The sequence below is a fragment of the Mesorhizobium sp. P3_A9 genome, from assembly GCF_056402975.1.
Genome location: NZ_JBFUGJ010000105.1, coordinates 1 through 17,078, shown reverse-complemented (window position 1 = coordinate 17,078; position 17,078 = coordinate 1). Strand labels below are relative to the sequence as shown.

Below are 17,078 nucleotides of genomic sequence, written 5' to 3'. Positions count from 1 at the left end.
GTCCTGAACCGTTTGCGCTACCATCTCCTCGGTCCCTTCCTTGTGTGCGGGGGCTTGCCCCTTGCAACTGTTCGGGTTCACAAAAGAAGGCGGTCGGGCCCCAGCTCATCCACGGTTTAGGCCACCTGAGGGGCGACGGGCTCTCGACCACCGCCACGGATCAGGCAAGCACCTGGTCCGTGGCACCCTCAACAATGCACGATTCCAAACACACAAGGGGCGGCGCCAGGGTCCGCGATTGGCGGCGATCGGGCGAATGCCACCTCATCAACGGCCATCGCACCGCGAAAGTCGAGCACGACGCCGCGCCGACCTAGCCTTTCCAACGCTTGCATTGAAACAGCACGTAGAATGACTGCTGGCTGACCCGGACCCGGCGTTTTCTCGCCATTCGTCATGCCACCGGAACATCAAAACGCGCTCGCTGCGCACCAGCGGCGTGCCGGCCCTCCGCTATGGCTCCGGGCGTTCGTCACTCGAAAAGCCAAATCATTGGCTTTTCGTCCGCTGCGCGGACCGCTCCTCACCCAACCGTTTCTTAATGTGTCTCCGCTACACCAAAGCCTGAAAAAGAGGCGGAAAACGGAGAATATTCGGGGTGCGCTTTTCCGCGGCCACGACTGCCGGGCGGTTCTTGCCGCAGCGTTTGGCGCTGCGCATCAAGCCGTTGCTTGGCCGCATCGACGCCGTGCTGTTCACCGCCGATGAGCGCGGCGAGGCCGGCCGCATGTCGGTCATCGCCTTCTCCATCCGCATCGTCAGCGCCGTCATCGCCTTCATCAGCCAGGTGCTGATGGCGCGCTGGATGGGTTCGTTCGAATACGGCATCTTCGTGCTCGTCTGGGTGACGATGGTCATCGTCGGCAACCTCGCCTGCCTCGGCTTCCACACCTCKGTCATCCGCTTCATCCCCGAATACCGCGAGCGCGGCATGATGGACGAGCTGCGCGGCATTGTCGTGGCCAGCCGCCTGTTCGTACTGATCGCCTCCACCATCATCGCCGGGCTCGGCGCGCTCGGCGTCTGGCTGGCGGCGCCCTGGCTCGAAAATTATTACGTGATACCGTTCATCCTCGGCGTCATCTGCCTGCCGATGATCGCGGTGTCGGATCTGTTGCAGGGCCAGGCCAGGGCGAACAGTTGGGCGTTGTTTGCCCTGTCGCCGACTTACCTGATACGCCCGGTGCTGATCCTGCTGTTCATGGCGCTGATGCTCTATGTCGGCTACGCCGCCGATGCCAGGACGGCAATCTTCGCCTCGATCGCCGCCACCTACGTCACCACGCTCGCGCAGCTGATCGGCGTCACGCACCGCATGGAAAGGCAGATTCCGACCGGGCCGATGAAAGTGCATTTCGCGCAATGGTTCATCGTCTCGCTGCCGATCTTCCTCGTCGAAAGCTTCTTCTTCCTGCTCACCAATGCCGACGTGCTGATGGTCGGCGCCTACATGAACCCCAATGACGTCGCCGTCTATTTCGCCACGGTCAAGACGCTGGCGCTGGTGCATTTCGTCTATTTCGCGGTCAAGGCCGGCGTCGCCCAGCGCTACGCGCAATTCACCCATGGCGATCCGGCCAAGCTTGCCGCTTTCGCCCGCGAAACGGTGTCGTGGACCTTCTGGCCGTCGCTGCTGATGGCGATCCTGGTGCTGGCGCTCGGCGAACCCATGCTCGTGCTGTTCGGCCCCGAATTCACCACTGGCTATCCGCTTCTGTTCCTGCTYGTCTTCGGCGTCGTGGCGCGCGCCGCCGTCGGCCCTTGCGAAAGCCTGCTCACGATGAGCGGCAACCAGAACATCTGCGCCGCCGTCTATGCCATGACGCTGGCCTTCAACATCGGCCTCAACGTGGTGCTGATCCCGCATTTCGGCCTGTGGGGCGCGGCCATGGCCACCGCCTTTGCCATGATCTTCGAGGCCACCGCACTGTCCTTCACGGTGTGGCGCAAGCTCGGCATCGTCATGGCGATCTTCGTGCCTGCCAAAGGAGCCGCCTGATGGCCGCCATCCCGTTGCTCGAGGAAACCAGCAGCGGCGGCACCGCCGGCGCCATGGTGTCGGGCCTTGCCGGCCTGGCGCGCGACGCCGACCCCGCCCATATCGAAATCCTCGCCAACAACCGGCCCGAGCGCAAGCTTGCCATCTACCCGGCATCGGCCGGCTTCGACCTGGTCGAGGAGCTGGACTATCTCTGCGCCCGCACGATCGAGCCGAACGTCTTCTTCAACCCGCGTTTCCTGGCGCCGGCCATGCCCCGGCTGGAAGATCGCGAGGTGCGGCTGGCGGTGATCCGCGACGGCGACGAATACCGCAACCGGCTGCGCCTGCTGGTGCCGATCTCGGTGGAACGGCCCGTGGTGCCGCTCGGCGTTCCGGTGATGCGCACCTGGTCGAGCCCCTTTGGTCCGCTTGGCACACCGCTGATCGACCGCGACGATCCGATCGGCGTCGTCGAGGATTTCTTCTCGATGCTGTCGCGCCCGCACCTCAAGATGCCGAAAGTCCTCGTGCTGCCCGACATGAGGCTAGACGGCCCGGTGGCGAGCCTGCTTGGCACCGTGGCCGAGACACGCGGCCTGACGCTGGTCACCACCGGCCAGGTGGCGCGCCCCGCGCTGGAGAGCGAACTCGACGGCGACGACTATCTGAAGGCTTCGCTGCGCGCGCACCATTATCGCGAGTTCCGCCGCCTGAAGCGGCGCCTTGCCGACCTCGGCAGTCTGGAGCATGTGGTGGCGCGCGGCCCCGAAGAGATCCGCCATGCCATCGAAAGCTTCCTGACGCTGGAAGCGTCGGGCTGGAAAGGCCGCGAGCGTACCGCCATGGCGATCGACCGCTTCCGCGCTGCCTTTGCCCGCGAGGCCGTGCACAGGCTCGCCGAGCAGGACATGTGCCGCATCCATTCGCTGACGCTCGATGGCCGCACCATCGCCTGCCTGATCGTCTTCGTCGAGGCCGGCGTCGCCTACACCTGGAAGACGGCCTATGACGAGACGCTATCGGCCTATTCGCCCGGGACACTGCTGATGATCGAGGTCACAAGGCAGCATCTCGACGACCCCAACATCATGATGACCGATTCCTGCGCGGTGCCGGACCATCCGGTGATGAGCAGGCTGTGGACCGAGCGCAAGCCGATCGGCACGCTGGTGATCGGGCTGACGCCGGACGCTGATCGCCTCGCGCGCCAGGCCGCTTCGCAGCTGCATCTCTACCGCGAGACCCGCAACATGGCACGCCTGCTGCGCAACCGCATGAAGAGCTTGTTGCGCAGGCGGTAGACCATGATCTTGAGCTTCCGCGGCTTGACGGGAAGACCGCTTGTCAAGACCCCTGCCCTTCGCACAAATTGCGCAAATCGGCGGACGTACGGTCCGATGCGACGTATGGTCCTGAGGCTGGAATGATCGCACGACACGGTTTCACGCTCGCGAGTACCGTCGTCGGCCTTTGGCTTCTGTCCAGTCTGGCATCGACTGCGAACGCCGCTAATGGATCAGTCTTCCTTGAAGACCAGACCTGGACCGAACTGCGCGACCGGATCGGCGCCGGGACGACGACGATCATCATCCCGATAGGCGGCACTGAGCAAAGCGGCCCCGCCATGGCTTTGGGCAAGCACAATGTGCGGGTCAAGTTCCTGGCCGAAAAAATAGCCAACCAATTGGGCGACGCGTTGGTCGCGCCCGTGATCTCCTATGTTCCGGAAGGAACCATCGACCCGCCGACCGCCCATATGCGGTTTCCCGGCACGATCACCATCAGCGACAAGATCTTCGAGCAGTTGCTCGAATCCGCGGCCCGCAGCTTCAAGCTGCACGGCTTCAAGACCATCGTGCTGATCGGCGACCACGGCGGCTATCAGGCCGACGAGCGCCATGTCGCCGATCGCCTGAATGCCGAATGGCGCAAAACCCCGGTCCGGGTCTTTGCGGCGCTCGAATACTATCAGATCACCCAGGGCGCCTATGTCGACAAGCTGCTGTCGGCCGGCGCGACGCGGCCGGAGATCGGAACCCATGCCGGATTGGCCGACACATCACTTATGCTCGCCATCGACCCAACCATGGTGCGCAAGGATCGCCTTGCCGCTGCCCCGAAGCTTGATGCCGGCGACGGCGTCTATGGTGGCGATCCGACACGATCGTCAGCCGCGTTTGGCCAACTCGGCGTCGACCTGATCGTCAACGGGACGACCGACGCGATCCGCGAATTCGAAAAACAGCAACCCAAATGATCAAACCATATCTTCAGTTCACGAGCTTTTCCGCGCTGCTCGTCTTGTTGCTTGCCCTGTCGTCGGCATCGGCTTCGGCCGGCTCGTGCCCGGAGGATTGCAGCGACCCGGCGCCTTCGCACTCCCCGATCAATATCTACGACCAGACAGGTTCTGATCATTTGAGCCCGGCAACGGCAGGCGCGCTGCCACGTGTCTATGTTCCGAACCGCTCGTCCAACAGCGTATCGGTGATCGACCCCGTGACCCTCAAGGAAGTCGACAGGTTCCCTGTCGGGCGCAAGCCGCAGCACGTCGTTCCGTCCTGGGATCTGAAGACGCTCTGGGTCGCCAACAACGCCAGCGGCACCAGCAAGGGCAGCGTGACGCCTATCGACCCCAGGACCGCCAAGCCGGGTCACGAAATTCCGGTCGATGACCCCTACAACATGTACTTCATGCCGGACGGAAGTTCGGCCGTCATTGTCGATGAGGCCTACCAGCGGCTCGACTTTCGCGATCCSCAKACCATGGCGCTGAARTCGASSCTSCCGACGCCGACCTGCCCMGGYATCAACCACGCCGATTTYTCSGTCGACRGYKCCTACGCSATCTTCACCTGCGAATAYGGCGATGGCGGSCTGKYSAAGGTSGACCTGAAAAACCAGAAGGTGCTCGGCCACCTTGCCCTGTCGAAAATGGGCATGCCGCAGGACGTCAGGCTCTCCTCCGACGGCAAGGTCTTCTACGTCGCCGACATGATGAACGACGGTGTGTTCCTGATCGACGGCGACAGTTTTTCCGAGATCGGCTTCATCGCCACCGGCATCGGCACGCACGGGTTTGTCGTCAGCCGTGACGGGACCAAGCTCTACGTCTCGAACCGCGGTTCGCACAAGATGGAGCAAGGCCGTGCAAAGGGGCCGGGCAGCGTGACCGTCATCGATTTCGCCACCCGCTCGGTCGTCGCGCAATGGCCGATACCCGGCGGCGGCAGCCCCGACATGGGCAATGTCAGCGCCGACGGCAAGCAATTGTGGCTGTCCGGCCGCTTCGACAGCGAGGTCTACATGATCGACACGACCTCGGGCGCTGTCACGAAAATCCGGGTCGGCGTCGAGCCTCACGGCCTGACCGTCTGGCCGCAGCCCGGCAGATACTCGCAAGGTCACACCGGCAACATGCGATAGGCATCTCGGTCGCGGAGACCCGTAACGCAGCCTCCTGGTGCGCCTGCGAGGAAACCGTTCTCATCGAAAGGTTTCCTGCCGTCATCGCGTCGCTTGTGTGGCCAAACTGCACCGCCGATTTCCTGCCGAGAACCGTTCGGACGAACCGGCCCACACGAATGGCACATCGTCACATAACTGTAATGGCGCGCGCCTAGCTAAATCCTCGCCACATCCCAATGCGCCGCTCCATGCGCCGCCACATCTCGAGGAAAGACCATGCTTTTGCGCACCATCATCGCCCCATTGGGCGTCTGCTTGTCCATGGCCACATCGGCCTTTGCCGCCGACCTGGTCGAAGCCCCGCCCCCGGCAGCGCCGAGCTGGACGATTGCGATCGAAGGGGACCCGGAATTCTACGCCATCGACAATGGCAGCAACACTGCAAGGTCGCTTGCCGACACCTACTTCAAACTCAGCGTCTCGCACAATTTCGACAACAATTTCGTCGGCGGCATCTTTATCCAGCCGACCTTCAAGACCGGCGGAAAGTCGCAGTACTACGCCGAAGCGAGTCTCGGCTACAAAATCAAGATCACCGATGCCTTCACCCTGACCCCGAGCCTGGGGCTCGGCTACACCTGGCACGACACAGGCATCATCAAGGACGCGGATGCCAACGCCAATGTTCCCTACTACGCCCTGTATCTCGCGGGCGACTGGAAGCTCTCCAAGCAGTGGACCTGGAACGTCTTCAACTTCCGCTACCGCAACGCCTTCAGCACCACCTGGGAAACGCCCAAGCTGGCCACCGGCGTGACCTACAACATCGACTCCACCAACGCGGTCTATGCCAGCGTCGGTTATTCCTGGAAGAAGACCGACACGACTTCGGCCCCCTACAACGATCTCGCCGGCGACAAATGGAACATCGGGATCGGCTACAAGCATTCGCTCTGATTGGATTGACGAGGGCGCAGGCTGGCACTGTAGCCAGCCTGCGCCGCAAATCGTCTCGGCTACGTCCAGCGCAGTGAAACCCATCCGTGGTCTCATCGAGACTGCCCTCGTTCATGGGCAGGCAAGCAACATGGACCTGTCCTGAAAAATGGAATGGTGCCCCTAGCCGGGATCGAACCAGCACTCCTTGCGGAACTCGATTTTGAGTCGAGCGCGTCTACCAATTCCGCCATAGGGGCTCAGGCCGGGCGGCCTGGATGGGCGCGGACTATACGGTYGGAGGCCTGTTCGTCAACTGGCCAATTCTCGAGATCACCGGGATGCGACCAATCTTCGCCTTTTGATTTCGTGGCGGGGCTGCCATTGTGCAGCGCGGAAAATCTTTCTAGACAGGCGGCGCATGAAGCGTGGCGCGTCTGAAGGGACYGACACGCAAGCTTGGGCCCTTGTTTTCATCCCTGCCTTGCCCCGGGCATCTGCGCACTTTTGGGCGACACGCATTAGGAGAGCCGATGCTTCGCGGACTGTACGACTGGACCCTGTCGCTGGCGGCGCGCAAATCCGCCGAATGGTGGCTGGCCTTCATCGCTTTCGTCGAGAGCTCGGTGTTCTTCATTCCGGCGGACGTGCTGTTCCTGCCCATGGCGTTGGCGCGGCCCGAACGCGCCTATCGCTACGCGCTGACCGCCACTGTTGCGTCCGTGCTGGGCGGCATCGCCGGCTGGCTGATCGGCTACTATGCCTACGACACGATAGCCCGGCCGATCCTGGAGCATTTCGGCGGCCTTGCCGCGTTCGAGGAATGGCAGTCGTCCGGCACCGGGCTCATGCTGGTGCTGCTCGTCACGTCCGGAGTTGCGCACCTGCCCCCGATCAAGGTGGTCACTATCCTGGCCGGGGCGCTTCACATCAATCTTGTTGTCTTCATCGTCTCGGCCATCTTGGCGCGAGGCGCTCGTTTCCTGCTGCTTGCCTGGCTGCTGCGCCGCTACGGTGAGTCGATCAAGGAGTTCATCGAGAAGCGCCTGGGATTGATTGTCGGCGCCGGCGCGGCTGCCCTGATTTTGCTCTATATCGTCGTCAAATACGCCTTCTGAGGCGTCTCCCTCAAAAACGCTTAAAGAGAGATGCAAGCGGTCCTGGCGGGGCGGCGAACACAACGGACGAAGACCCATGACAGCGACCATGAATGCCGATACCGGACGCCAGCGGACGCGGACCGCCCTGTTTCTCGCCGTCGCCATGGCGGCGACCGTCGGCTCGGCGCTCTGCTTCCAGTACATTGGCGGCTAYATCCCCTGCCACCTCTGCCTGGARCAGCGCACCCCCTACTATATCGGCGCRCCGCTGATGSTGCTGGCSGTGMTTGCMTCGRTGCTGCACGCGCCMGCMTGGCTGWCSCGCGSSCTGCTSGGYATCGGCGGCCTKYTGATGCTCTACGGCCTCTATCTCGGCGTCTAYCAYTCCGGYGTCGAATGGSMGTGGTGGGCYGGYCCKACCGAYTGCACSGCKGGCGCSGGACCGGTSGACACYGGCGGCAAGGGCGTKCTCGACGCRCTCGACAAATTCGTGCCRCCCTCCTGCGACAAGGCSGCMYTGCGCATCCTSGGCCTGTCGCTGGCCGGCTGGAACGCCATMGCCAGCYTYRTCCTGGCCGCCGTCGCSTTCCGGGGTGCGCTGGCCCGCGACTGAGCTGGTTCGATTGAGTCCCAAGGCGCAGGGTGCGAGCAAAAAATTCGGCAGGCTGAGGTCACATGCGCGGCTTTCGACGTCCGAGCCAAGTCGACCCCCACTCCGTCTCGGCTTCGCCGAGCCACCTCTCCCCCGATCGACGGGGTAGAGGAAAGGCGCGAGCCTGTTGCAGCCAGCGCTCCTCCAACAGGCTCCCCTTCTACTCCGGCCTCCAACAAGCTCCTTTCCTCTCCCTCCGGAGGGGGGAGAGGTGGCGCTGCGAAGCAGCGACGGAGTGGGGGAAGCCGGTCCTTGAACGCGAAGCCGCTGATAAGTGAGCGCGACCCAGGCGGCCAGCCTCCCGAATTCTCGAACGCTCTCAGGGCTCCAGCTCGACATCCCAGTACAGATAATCCATCCAGCTTTCATGCAGATGGTTCGGCGGGAACAGGCGGCCGTTRTTGTGCAGRTCATGCACCGTCGGCTGRTARGGCTTYTGCAGYGGMMACATCTTGGCRTGCGCCGGCATCATGCCGCCCTTCCTCAGATTGCAGGGCGAGCAGGCGGCGACGACATTTTCCCATGTCGTCGCACCGCCGCGATGGCGGGGGATGACGTGGTCGAAGGTCAGATCGTCAGGCGTGCCGCAATACTGGCACTGGAAGCGGTCGCGCAGGAAGACGTTGAAACGGGTGAAGGCCGGGTGCCTGGACGGCTTCACATAGGCCTTCAGGCTGACCACGCTCGGCAGCTTCATCGAGAAGGTCGGCGAGGACACCGCATGCTCGTATTCGGCGACGATGTTGACCCGGTCGAGGAACACCGCCTTGATGGCGTCCTGCCAGGACCAGAGCGACAAGGGGTAATAGCTGAGCGGACGGTAATCCGCATTCAGCACCAGTGCTGGAAGCCCATCCGGAGATACGGCAACCGTCACGTGTTTACCTCCTTGGTTCTAGACCCGAACGGCGCGGATACTGTAAGCCCGACATGACAGGGATGTGAAGCGGATTGTGGTTCGCGCGACGTGCCAAAAAAGCATGATTTTTATGCTTTTTTGCGGATTCAGGCGGGCGGTGCGGCGTCCCTGCCCCTGGTTTCGCGATAATAGGMCCAGAAAAGYCGCGATGCGACACCTCGCCACGGGCTCCATGATTCGGCSAGWTGGATCAGTGTTTTCTCCGGCGGACGCGGGTCGATGCCGAGCGCATGGCCGACCGCSSTCTGCAGCGCGACATCACGCGCGGGGAAGATGTCGGGGTGCCCGGCGGCAAACAGAAGATACACTTCAGCCGTCCACGGGCCGATGCCGGACACCGCCGTCATCCTCGTGATCGCCTCCTCAGCCTCAAGCGAACAAAGGTGATGGAGGTCGAGGCCGTCGGCCACCGCCTGGGCAATCGCGATCAGGCCGCGCTGCTTGGGCCGCGACAGGCCGGCCTCGCGAAAYATGTCCTCGCCGGCGGCCAGGATCGCCTGCGGCGTCAGCGGATCGACGAGTTTCGTCAGCCGGCCGAAAATGGCATCGGCGCTCGCCCGGGAGACCTGCTGCGAGACGATGATCGAGGCAAGGCTTCTGAAGCCGGGCTCGGAGAGCCTGAGCGGCACCTCGCCTGCCATGCCGCGCACCTTTTCCAGGCGTGGGTCGATGATGCAAAGCGCATCGAGCCCGCGCGCAATGTCGTCCAGTGTCGCGATGCGTTGCATTGTATCCTTGTCCGCCAATGTGCCGCAAAGTAGCAACCGCCAAAACCGCAGCACAACCCGATTGCCGCTCGAGACATGACGCTCCTGACATTCCGCTTCGCGCCCAGCCCCAACGGCGAACTGCATCTCGGCCATGCCTATTCGGCGCTGCTCAACCAGACGCTGGCAAAGGCCAGCGGCGGCCGGCTGCTGCTGCGCATCGAGGATATCGACACGACACGCTGCACACCGCAATTCGAAGCCGGCATGCTTGCCGACCTGAAATGGCTGGGGCTTGGCTGGGAGGAGCCGGTGCGCCGCCAGTCCGAGCATTTCGCCGAGTACGAGGCGGTGCTTGACCGGCTGATCCGCGACGACCTGGTCTACCCCGCCTTCATGAGCCGTGGCGACATCCGCGCTTTTATCACCGAAAGCGAAAAGCGAGGACGCGACTGGCCGCGCGATCCCGACGGCGTGCCGCTCTACCCCCCGGCCGACAAGGCGCTGCCGGTGAAAGAACGCAAGCGGCGSATCGCCGAMAAYGMGCCCTTCGCCTGGCGGCTGGAYGTCGAKGCMGCSMTGGCGCGYGTCGGCARGGACCTCGCATGGGCCGAATTCAACGATGAGACACTATCCGCGACGCGCTCGGTCGAAGCTCGACCGCAGGATTGGGGCGACGTGATCGTGGCGCGCCGCGACATCCCGACCAGCTACCACCTCGCCGTCGTCATGGATGATGCGCTGCAAGGCGTCAGCCATGTCGTGCGCGGMCAGGACCTGTTTTCCGCCACCGGCGTGCAGCGCCTGCTGCAGGAGCTGCTCGGGCTGCCGCAGCCGGCCTACTTCCACCATCGGCTCATCCTCGGGCCGGACGGGCGAAAACTGTCGAAGAGCCTCGGCGACACCGGCCTTGCCAAGCTGCGCGACGCCGGCGCGACGCCTGATGACATCAGGCGGATGGTCGGGCTCTGACCTCTACTCGTCAGGAAAATCGCACCACCAATTGAATTCCGGTGATGCATGGATCAATCGTTTCGTTTTGCACGCCGGGTTGAACGGGACTAGAGCATCGCCACGGTCAGTTCTCACCAGCGTTGCGGTCTCCGGAAAATGCACAGCATCAAGCGGTTCATCCCCGCCACCTTCGTCGTCCTGTGGGCAACCGGCTTCATCGGCGCCCGCTACGCCATGCCGTGGGCGGAGCCGTTCACCTTCCTTGCCGCACGGTTCGTCATAGCCGCCATCCTGCTGGCTCTGCTGATGCCCGTCCTGGGCTCGAAACGAGCCACCCGCAAGGAGGCGCTGCACGCCACCGGCGCCGGCATCCTGATGCATGGCGTCTATCTCGGCGCCGTCTTCTGGGCCATCCACCGGGGCATGCCGGCCGGGTTCTCGGCTCTGATCGTCGGCCTGCAGCCGCTGATAACGGCGGTGCTGGCCGGCAAGTTTCTCGGCGAGGCCATCCTGCCGCGCCACTGGCTCGGCCTTGGCATCGGCCTGATCGGCATCGTCATTGTGCTATGGCCAAAACTCGGCGCGCTCGGCGGCGGCGTGACGGCGGCGACGCTGACCGCGTCGCTGGTCTCGGTGCTCGGCATGAGCGCGGGCACCATCTGGCAGAAGCGCTTTGCCTCCGGTGGCGACCTCGTGGCGGCCACCATGTGGCAATATGTGGGCGGCGCCTCGCTGATGATCCTCGCCGCGCTTGCCTTCGAAACCCACACTGTCGTCATCAACGGCGAACTGATCTTCGCCATGGCCTGGCTGGTGCTGGTGCTGTCGCTCGGCGCCATCTTCCTTTTGATGGTGATGATCCGCGACGGCGAAATGTCGAAAGTCGCCTCGCTGTTTTATCTGGTGCCAGCGGTGACGGCGATCATCGCCTGGGCCCTCTTCAACGAGCAGCTTAATGCGCTGCAGATTGTCGGCATGGCCATCACGACGTTCGGCGTCGGCCTGGCAACGGCGCGGCAGACCAAGGCACAGTCTCATCCGACCCGGGCGCGGGCCTCCAGATAGCGGCTGATCGCGGCGTTGAGCTCGCCGCCGAGAATGAAGATCGCCGAGACGATGTAGAGGAAAACCACCGCGATCATGATCGAGGCGAGCCCGGCATAGGTCGTCACATAGGACGAGAAGTGGTCGAGATAGGTGGCAAACATCGTCGAGCCGATGAGCCATGCGGCCAGTGTGAAGATGATGCCCGGCACCAGCGAGACGAAGCGGCGCTTGCCGGCCGGAAGCCAGTAGTGCACCGAAAACAGCCCGCCGATGATAACGGTCGAGGCGATGACGTAGCGCCACAGCGTGATCGTGCCGGTATAGGGTTTGATCCACTCGAAATGGGCTTCGGCCAGCCGCGCCAGCAAGGGCGCGAACACCAGCAGCACGCTGATCGCCAGGAACCCGGCCGTCGCGATCAGCACGAAGAACAGGCTCTGCACCCGGCGATAGATGATGCCGCGCGTCTCCGTGACGCGATAGGCGCGGTTGAGCGAGGTGCGCAGCGCCTCGATGCCGTTCGAGGCAAAATAGGCGGCCAGCAGCACGCCATAGGTCAAAAGATCGGTGCGCCGGACGGTCAGCACGTTCAGCACCTCATGCGCGATCGGCTTGGCGATCTGATCCGGCCAGGTGTCGAAGACCAGATGCACGGCGGTGTCGGCGAAGGCCTGGGCGCCGAGGAAGCTGCCCAGCGTCGTGGCGAAGATCAGGAACGGAAACAGCGCCATCAGCGAGGTGATCGCCAGATGGCTGGCCATAGCCCAGCCGTCATCGGTGTTGAAATGGCCAAGCGCGTCGTAGAGCACGCGGCGCAGGGCGACTATATTCCGCAGCAAGGACGCGCGCTCCCTTCGATTGTCTCGACGCCGCGAATATGGGAAGTGAATGCGGCAAATGGCAACCCTAAGTCAAACCACGAATTCTCCAGCGGCTGAGTTGCGCACCATCATCATCACCGGTGCGTCCTCAGGCATAGGCGCCTATTGCGCGCGAGCGCTGAAGGCCGAGGGCTGGCGCGTGTTCGCCACGGCGCGCAAGCCGGAAGACATCGCTGCGCTGGAAACGGACGGCATCGAGGCTTTTTATCTCGACTACAGCGAACCGGACTCGATCGCCGCTTTGGTGGCTTCAGTGCTCGAGCGCACGGGTGGAAGGCTGGACGCGCTCTTCAACAATGGCGCCTACGCCCAGGCCGGCGCCGTCGAGGATCTGTCGGTGGCAGCGCTGAAAGAGCAGTTCGAGGTCAATTTCTTCGGTTGGCATGATCTCACCAGCCGTCTCGTGCCGGTGATGCGCCGCCAGGGCCATGGCCGCCTCGTCCATTGCTCATCGATCCTCGGCCTCGTGCCCGTGCGGTTCCGTGGCGCCTATTCGGCGTCGAAGCATGCACTCGAGGCGCTGATGCTCTGTCAGGGCCAGGAACTGGAAGGCAGCGGCGTCCATGTTTGCCTGATCGAACCGGGGCCGGTGAAATCGAAGATCGCCAGCAACGGCCTGCCCTGGTTCCTGAAAAACATCGACATCGAGAATTCCGTGCACAGCGCCGACTATGCCGCGCAGCTGGAGCGGCTGCGCGCCGGCGGCAGCCAGTCGGCGCTGAAGCCTGGGCCCGAAGTGGTCCATAAGGTTCTGCGCCATGCRCTTCTGTCGCGGCGCCCGCGCCCGCACTATGTGGTAACGGTGCCGGCCAAGATCGCCGCTGCACTCAAGCGCATTCTGCCGGCATCGATACTCTACCGCCTGATGGCCAAACGCGCCTGAACGCGAAAACAACTGGAAACGCAACAATGGCAACCGTCTTCAACATCCTCGCCATTCTGGTCATGGCCGCCGTGGTGATCGTGCTGATCCGCGGCCTCATCAACATGATGCGTGGCGGTTCCGGCGTCACCTCGAACAAGCTGATGCAGGCACGTGTCATGCTGCAGGCCGTGGCGCTGGTGCTGATTCTGCTCGCGGTGTATTTCACCCGCAAGTGAGGATAGCGACCGTTCGGGAGGCGACGTGGTCAAGCTCAACAAGATCTACACCCGCACCGGTGACGATGGCACCACGGGTCTCGGCACCGGTGAGCGGCGGCTGAAATCCGACCTGCGGGTGGACGCCTACGGCACGGTCGACGAGGCCAATGCCTGTATCGGCATCGCTCGCGTCCACACGGCAACCAGCCATCCGGCGATCGATGCCATGCTGTCGCGCATCCAGAACGACCTTTTCGACCTCGGTGCCGATCTTGCGGTGCCCCACGACGGCAAACCGCTTGGCTATGAGCCGCTGCGCATCGTTGCCACGCAGACCGACCGAGTCGAAAAGGACATCGACCTGCTTAACAAGGATCTGCAGCCGCTCAAATCCTTCGTGCTCAACGGCGGCAGCCCGGCTGCGGCCGCCTTGCATCTCGCCCGCACGGTGGCGCGACGGGCTGAGCGGCTCATGGTGGCACTGGCTCAAAACCCGGGCGAGCACGTCAACCGCGACGGGCTGAAATACATCAACCGCGTTTCGGATTTCCTGTTTGTCGCCGCCCGGGCGGTCAATGACAACGGAAATGCCGACGTGCTATGGGTTCCCGGCAAGAACCGCTGAACGGATCGAAAGGCGGGAGGGGGCCCAGGCACGCATGTTCATCCCGCTTTATGACACCAACAGGCTGCGCCACATCCGCCTGCAATATGTGACGATCGGCCTGATCGTGGTCAACGCGCTGGTCTATTGTGCCACCGCCCTCGGTGGCGAGAACTTCACCAATGCCGCCGTACTCGGTCTCGGCTTCATTCCGTCCGTCGTCCATAACACGGCCGAACTCGACCCTCGCTTCGTCGTCATTCCCGAAGGCCTGAGCTACCTCACCTACTCCTTCCTGCATGCCGACATCTTCCACCTCGGCGGCAACATGCTGTTCCTGTGGGTGTTCGGCGACAATGTCGAGGAYGCGCTCGGCCAYATCCGCTACCTSATCTTCTACCTGCTCTGCGCCATCGCCGGCGCCGCCTTCCAGGGCCTCGTCGCCTGGGATTCGCAGGTGCCGCTGATCGGCGCCTCGGGCGCCATCGCCGGCGTGGTCGTCGCCTATCTGATCCTCTATCCCCGGGTGAAGGTCTGGGTGCTGGCCTTCGCCCGCATCCCCTTGCGCATTCCGGCCTTCATCCCGCTCATCCTGTGGGTGCTGTTCCARATSGTSATGTTYGCCGCCGGTGGCGAGGACCAGATCTCCTGGGCCTGCCATATCGGCGGCATCATTGCCGGCGSCGTGCTGGTGCTTGTCCTGCGCAGCCGTGGCGTGCCGCTTTTTGCCGGCGCGGACGAGGATACCGTGGCTCCCACATCAAACCAGCCGTCGGTTGCAGCTGAATCAGCGGCGCCTGAACCGTCGGCCACCACGACGCGCTGGGGCCGGGGAAACCCTTCTGGCTCAAACTGAACCGATTTGAGCCGCTTCCAGCGTATTGACGTCAAGGGTTGCCCCAACTACGGAAACGTCTCCGTCTGAGCCCAAGGCGGGCAAAGACCAGAATTTCCATCCGGCCAGAATTCCGTCTGGCCGGAATTCAGTCAGGAATGTCGGCTTTCGACAACTCAGAACGGGCGCAGGCTGCTATAGCGCGCCCAACTAGCGTGAAGAGGTGACAGGCAAATGAAGATCCTTGTGCCCGTGAAGCGGGTTGTGGATGCGAACGTCAAGGTTCGCGTGAAGGCTGATGGTTCGGCGGTGGAACTCGCCAACGTCAAGATGGCGATGAACCCGTTCGACGAGATCGCGGTCGAAGAGGCGATCCGGCTCAAGGAAGCCGGCAAGGCCGAAGAGATCATCGTCGTTTCGATYGGMCCGCAGCAGGCGCAGGAAACCTTGCGCACCGCGCTCGCCATGGGCGCCGACCGCGCCATCCTGGTCAAGACCGACGAGCAGACCGAGCCGCTCGGCGTCGCCAAGGTGCTGAAGGGCGTCGTCGACGCCGAACAGCCCGGCCTCGTCATCCTCGGCAAGCAGGCGATCGACGACGACTCGAACCAGACCGGCCAGATGCTGGCCGCATTGCTCGGCTGGGCGCAGGGCACCTTCGCTTCCAAGGTCGTCCTCGACGGCGACAAGGCCAAGGTGACGCGCGAAGTCGACGGCGGCCTGCAGACGGTGGAACTGAAGATGCCGGCGATCATCACCGCCGACCTTCGCCTCAACCAGCCGCGCTATGCCTCGCTGCCCAACATCATGAAGGCCAAGAAGAAGCAGCTCGACGAGAAATCGCCCGCCGACTACGGCGCCGACGTCAAGCCGCGCCTGAAAGTGATCAAGACCGAGGAGCCGAGCGGCCGCAAGGCGGGCGTCAAGGTCAAGAGCGTCGCCGAACTGGTCGACAAGCTCAAGAACGAAGCCGGCGTGCTCTGAGATCGGAAGGAACAGATAAAATGGCAATTCTCCTCATCGCAGAACACGACAACGCAACGCTTTCCGACCAGACCGCCAAGGCGCTTTCAGCGGCCCTGCAGATCGGCTCGGACGTGCATGTGCTGGTGGCCGGCAAGGGCGCCAAGGGCGCGGCCGACGCCGCCGCCAAGCTCAAGGGCGTGACCAAGGTGCTGCTCGCCGAAGCCGATGAACTCGCCGAGCGCCTCGCCGAACCGACCGCGGCACTCGTCGTATCGCTCGCCGGCGCTTACGACACCATCATYGCCCCGGCGACCTCGTCGGGCAAGAACATCGCACCGCGCGTCGCCGCCCTGCTCGATGTCTCGCAGGTCTCCGAGATCATCGAAGTGGTGTCGCCTGATACCTTCAAGCGCCCGATCTATGCTGGCAACGCCATCCAGACCGTGCAGTCGACCGACCCCAAGAAAGTCATCACGGTGCGCACCGCCTCCTTCCAGGCAGCGCCCGAGGGCGGCTCGGCCGCGGTCGAGGCCGTCAAGGCGGCGGCCAATCCCGGCCTCTCCACCTTCGTCGAGAACAAGCTGTCGGACACTGATCGTCCGGAACTGACCTCGGCCAAGATCATCATYTCGGGYGGCCGTGCKCTSGGYTCSKCGGAAAARTTCMAGGAGGTCATCYTGCCGGTYGCCGACAAGCTCGGTGCGGCKGTYGGCGCTTCGCGCGCSGCGGTCGACGCCGGCTATGCGCCCAACGACTGGCAGGTCGGCCAGACCGGCAAGGTCGTCGCCCCCGATCTCTACATCGCGGTCGGCATCTCCGGCGCCATCCAGCATCTTGCCGGCATGAAGGATTCGAAGGTCATCGTCGCCATCAACAAGGACGAGGAGGCCCCAATCTTCCAGGTTGCCGACTATGGCCTCGTCGGCGATCTCTTCGTCATTCTGCCGGAGTTGCAGAAGGCGCTTTGACGCTTTCTGACAAAGCGTATTAAATGCTGGGGTGGGG

The 17,078-nt window shown here is 63.5% G+C and carries 18 protein-coding genes and 1 tRNA gene; 15 read left to right on the top strand and 4 right to left on the bottom strand.

Annotation, left to right across the window (positions count from 1 at the left end; all coding sequences use genetic code 11):
- The first annotated feature begins 598 nt into the window (after positions 1 to 598).
- The 5 genes from AC1DX0_RS16440 (at position 599) to AC1DX0_RS16420 (ending at position 6,346) form a co-directional block, all read left to right on the top strand.
- Positions 599 to 1,999 (top strand): oligosaccharide flippase family protein, encoded by a 1,401-nt coding sequence (locus AC1DX0_RS16440; protein ID WP_477223384.1) that lies wholly within the window; start codon positions 599 to 601, stop codon positions 1,997 to 1,999.
- Positions 1,999 to 3,282 (top strand): GNAT family N-acetyltransferase, encoded by a 1,284-nt coding sequence (locus tag AC1DX0_RS16435; protein WP_477223383.1) that lies wholly within the window; start codon positions 1,999 to 2,001, stop codon positions 3,280 to 3,282. The genes AC1DX0_RS16440 and AC1DX0_RS16435 overlap by 1 nt, the downstream gene beginning before the upstream one ends.
- 122 nt (positions 3,283 to 3,404) lie before the next feature.
- A complete protein-coding gene (locus AC1DX0_RS16430; RefSeq protein WP_477223382.1) occupies positions 3,405 to 4,238 on the top strand; it encodes a creatininase family protein in 834 nt (277 codons plus the stop codon).
- The gene (locus AC1DX0_RS16425) at positions 4,235 to 5,407 is read left to right on the top strand and encodes a YncE family protein (protein WP_477356088.1); all 1,173 of its coding nucleotides are present in this window, start codon (positions 4,235 to 4,237) and stop codon (positions 5,405 to 5,407) included. The genes AC1DX0_RS16430 and AC1DX0_RS16425 overlap by 4 nt, the downstream gene beginning before the upstream one ends.
- Positions 5,408 to 5,665: 258 nt before the next feature.
- Entirely contained in the window at positions 5,666 to 6,346 is a 681-nt protein-coding gene (locus AC1DX0_RS16420) for a hypothetical protein (protein WP_477223380.1), read from the top strand.
- A gap of 154 nt (positions 6,347 to 6,500) precedes the next feature.
- On the opposite strand, the gene AC1DX0_RS16415 is transcribed toward AC1DX0_RS16420, so the two are convergent.
- Positions 6,501 to 6,585, bottom strand: a tRNA-Leu gene (locus AC1DX0_RS16415).
- A gap of 273 nt (positions 6,586 to 6,858) precedes the next feature.
- Here AC1DX0_RS16415 and AC1DX0_RS16410 point away from each other — a divergent pair.
- The gene (locus AC1DX0_RS16410; RefSeq protein WP_477223379.1) at positions 6,859 to 7,443 is read left to right on the top strand and encodes a YqaA family protein; all 585 of its coding nucleotides are present in this window, start codon (positions 6,859 to 6,861) and stop codon (positions 7,441 to 7,443) included.
- Positions 7,444 to 7,519: 76 nt separating this feature from the next.
- Positions 7,520 to 8,038 (top strand): disulfide bond formation protein B, encoded by a 519-nt coding sequence (locus AC1DX0_RS16405; RefSeq protein ID WP_477356085.1) that lies wholly within the window; start codon positions 7,520 to 7,522, stop codon positions 8,036 to 8,038.
- A gap of 358 nt (positions 8,039 to 8,396) precedes the next feature.
- Here AC1DX0_RS16405 and AC1DX0_RS16400 read toward each other — a convergent pair whose 3' ends face one another.
- A complete protein-coding gene (locus tag AC1DX0_RS16400) occupies positions 8,397 to 8,954 on the bottom strand; it encodes an HNH endonuclease (RefSeq protein WP_477356082.1) in 558 nt (185 codons plus the stop codon).
- A gap of 128 nt (positions 8,955 to 9,082) precedes the next feature.
- Entirely contained in the window at positions 9,083 to 9,724 is a 642-nt protein-coding gene (locus tag AC1DX0_RS16395) for a DNA-3-methyladenine glycosylase family protein (protein WP_477356079.1), read from the bottom strand.
- Positions 9,725 to 9,799: 75 nt separating this feature from the next.
- Between AC1DX0_RS16395 and gluQRS the strand changes: the two genes are divergently transcribed.
- Complete coding sequence (gene gluQRS / locus AC1DX0_RS16390; protein ID WP_477356076.1) at positions 9,800 to 10,675, top strand: tRNA glutamyl-Q(34) synthetase GluQRS; 876 nt, start codon at positions 9,800 to 9,802, stop codon at positions 10,673 to 10,675.
- A gap of 138 nt (positions 10,676 to 10,813) precedes the next feature.
- A complete protein-coding gene (locus AC1DX0_RS16385; RefSeq protein WP_477223375.1) occupies positions 10,814 to 11,722 on the top strand; it encodes a DMT family transporter in 909 nt (302 codons plus the stop codon).
- Here AC1DX0_RS16385 and AC1DX0_RS16380 read toward each other — a convergent pair.
- Positions 11,692 to 12,543: a YihY/virulence factor BrkB family protein gene (locus AC1DX0_RS16380; protein WP_477223374.1), complete on the bottom strand. Its 852-nt coding sequence runs from the start codon at positions 12,541 to 12,543 to the stop codon at positions 11,692 to 11,694. The genes AC1DX0_RS16385 and AC1DX0_RS16380 overlap by 31 nt on opposite strands.
- A 58-nt stretch (positions 12,544 to 12,601) precedes the next feature.
- On the opposite strand from AC1DX0_RS16380, the gene AC1DX0_RS16375 reads away from it, so the two are divergent.
- From AC1DX0_RS16375 to AC1DX0_RS16350, 6 genes are all read left to right on the top strand, one after another.
- Positions 12,602 to 13,468, top strand: a complete 867-nt coding sequence (locus tag AC1DX0_RS16375; RefSeq protein ID WP_477223373.1) for an SDR family oxidoreductase — start codon at positions 12,602 to 12,604, stop codon at positions 13,466 to 13,468.
- Between the two features lie 26 nt (positions 13,469 to 13,494).
- Complete coding sequence (locus tag AC1DX0_RS16370) at positions 13,495 to 13,686, top strand: twin transmembrane helix small protein (protein ID WP_027031242.1); 192 nt, start codon at positions 13,495 to 13,497, stop codon at positions 13,684 to 13,686.
- Between the two features lie 25 nt (positions 13,687 to 13,711).
- Positions 13,712 to 14,293: a cob(I)yrinic acid a,c-diamide adenosyltransferase gene (locus AC1DX0_RS16365; RefSeq protein WP_477223372.1), complete on the top strand. Its 582-nt coding sequence runs from the start codon at positions 13,712 to 13,714 to the stop codon at positions 14,291 to 14,293.
- Between the two features lie 34 nt (positions 14,294 to 14,327).
- Positions 14,328 to 15,128 (top strand): rhomboid family intramembrane serine protease, encoded by an 801-nt coding sequence (locus AC1DX0_RS16360; RefSeq protein ID WP_477356072.1) that lies wholly within the window; start codon positions 14,328 to 14,330, stop codon positions 15,126 to 15,128.
- A 213-nt stretch (positions 15,129 to 15,341) separates the two neighbouring features.
- On the top strand, positions 15,342 to 16,091 hold the full coding sequence (locus tag AC1DX0_RS16355; protein ID WP_258589156.1) for an electron transfer flavoprotein subunit beta/FixA family protein: 750 nt from the start codon (positions 15,342 to 15,344) through the stop codon (positions 16,089 to 16,091).
- A gap of 20 nt (positions 16,092 to 16,111) precedes the next feature.
- On the top strand, positions 16,112 to 17,041 hold the full coding sequence (locus tag AC1DX0_RS16350; RefSeq protein ID WP_477356069.1) for an electron transfer flavoprotein subunit alpha/FixB family protein: 930 nt from the start codon (positions 16,112 to 16,114) through the stop codon (positions 17,039 to 17,041).
- The last annotated feature ends 37 nt before the right edge of the window (positions 17,042 to 17,078 follow it).

Coding starts and splice junctions, on each gene's coding strand:
- AC1DX0_RS16435 (WP_477223383.1), top strand. CDS start 1,999: ATGGCCGCCATCCCGTTGCTCGAGGAAACCAGCAGCGGCGGCACCGCC.
- AC1DX0_RS16430 (WP_477223382.1), top strand. CDS start 3,405: ATGATCGCACGACACGGTTTCACGCTCGCGAGTACCGTCGTCGGCCTT.
- AC1DX0_RS16420 (WP_477223380.1), top strand. CDS start 5,666: ATGCTTTTGCGCACCATCATCGCCCCATTGGGCGTCTGCTTGTCCATG.
- AC1DX0_RS16410 (WP_477223379.1), top strand. CDS start 6,859: ATGCTTCGCGGACTGTACGACTGGACCCTGTCGCTGGCGGCGCGCAAA.
- AC1DX0_RS16385 (WP_477223375.1), top strand. CDS start 10,814: ATGCACAGCATCAAGCGGTTCATCCCCGCCACCTTCGTCGTCCTGTGG.
- AC1DX0_RS16370 (WP_027031242.1), top strand. CDS start 13,495: ATGGCAACCGTCTTCAACATCCTCGCCATTCTGGTCATGGCCGCCGTG.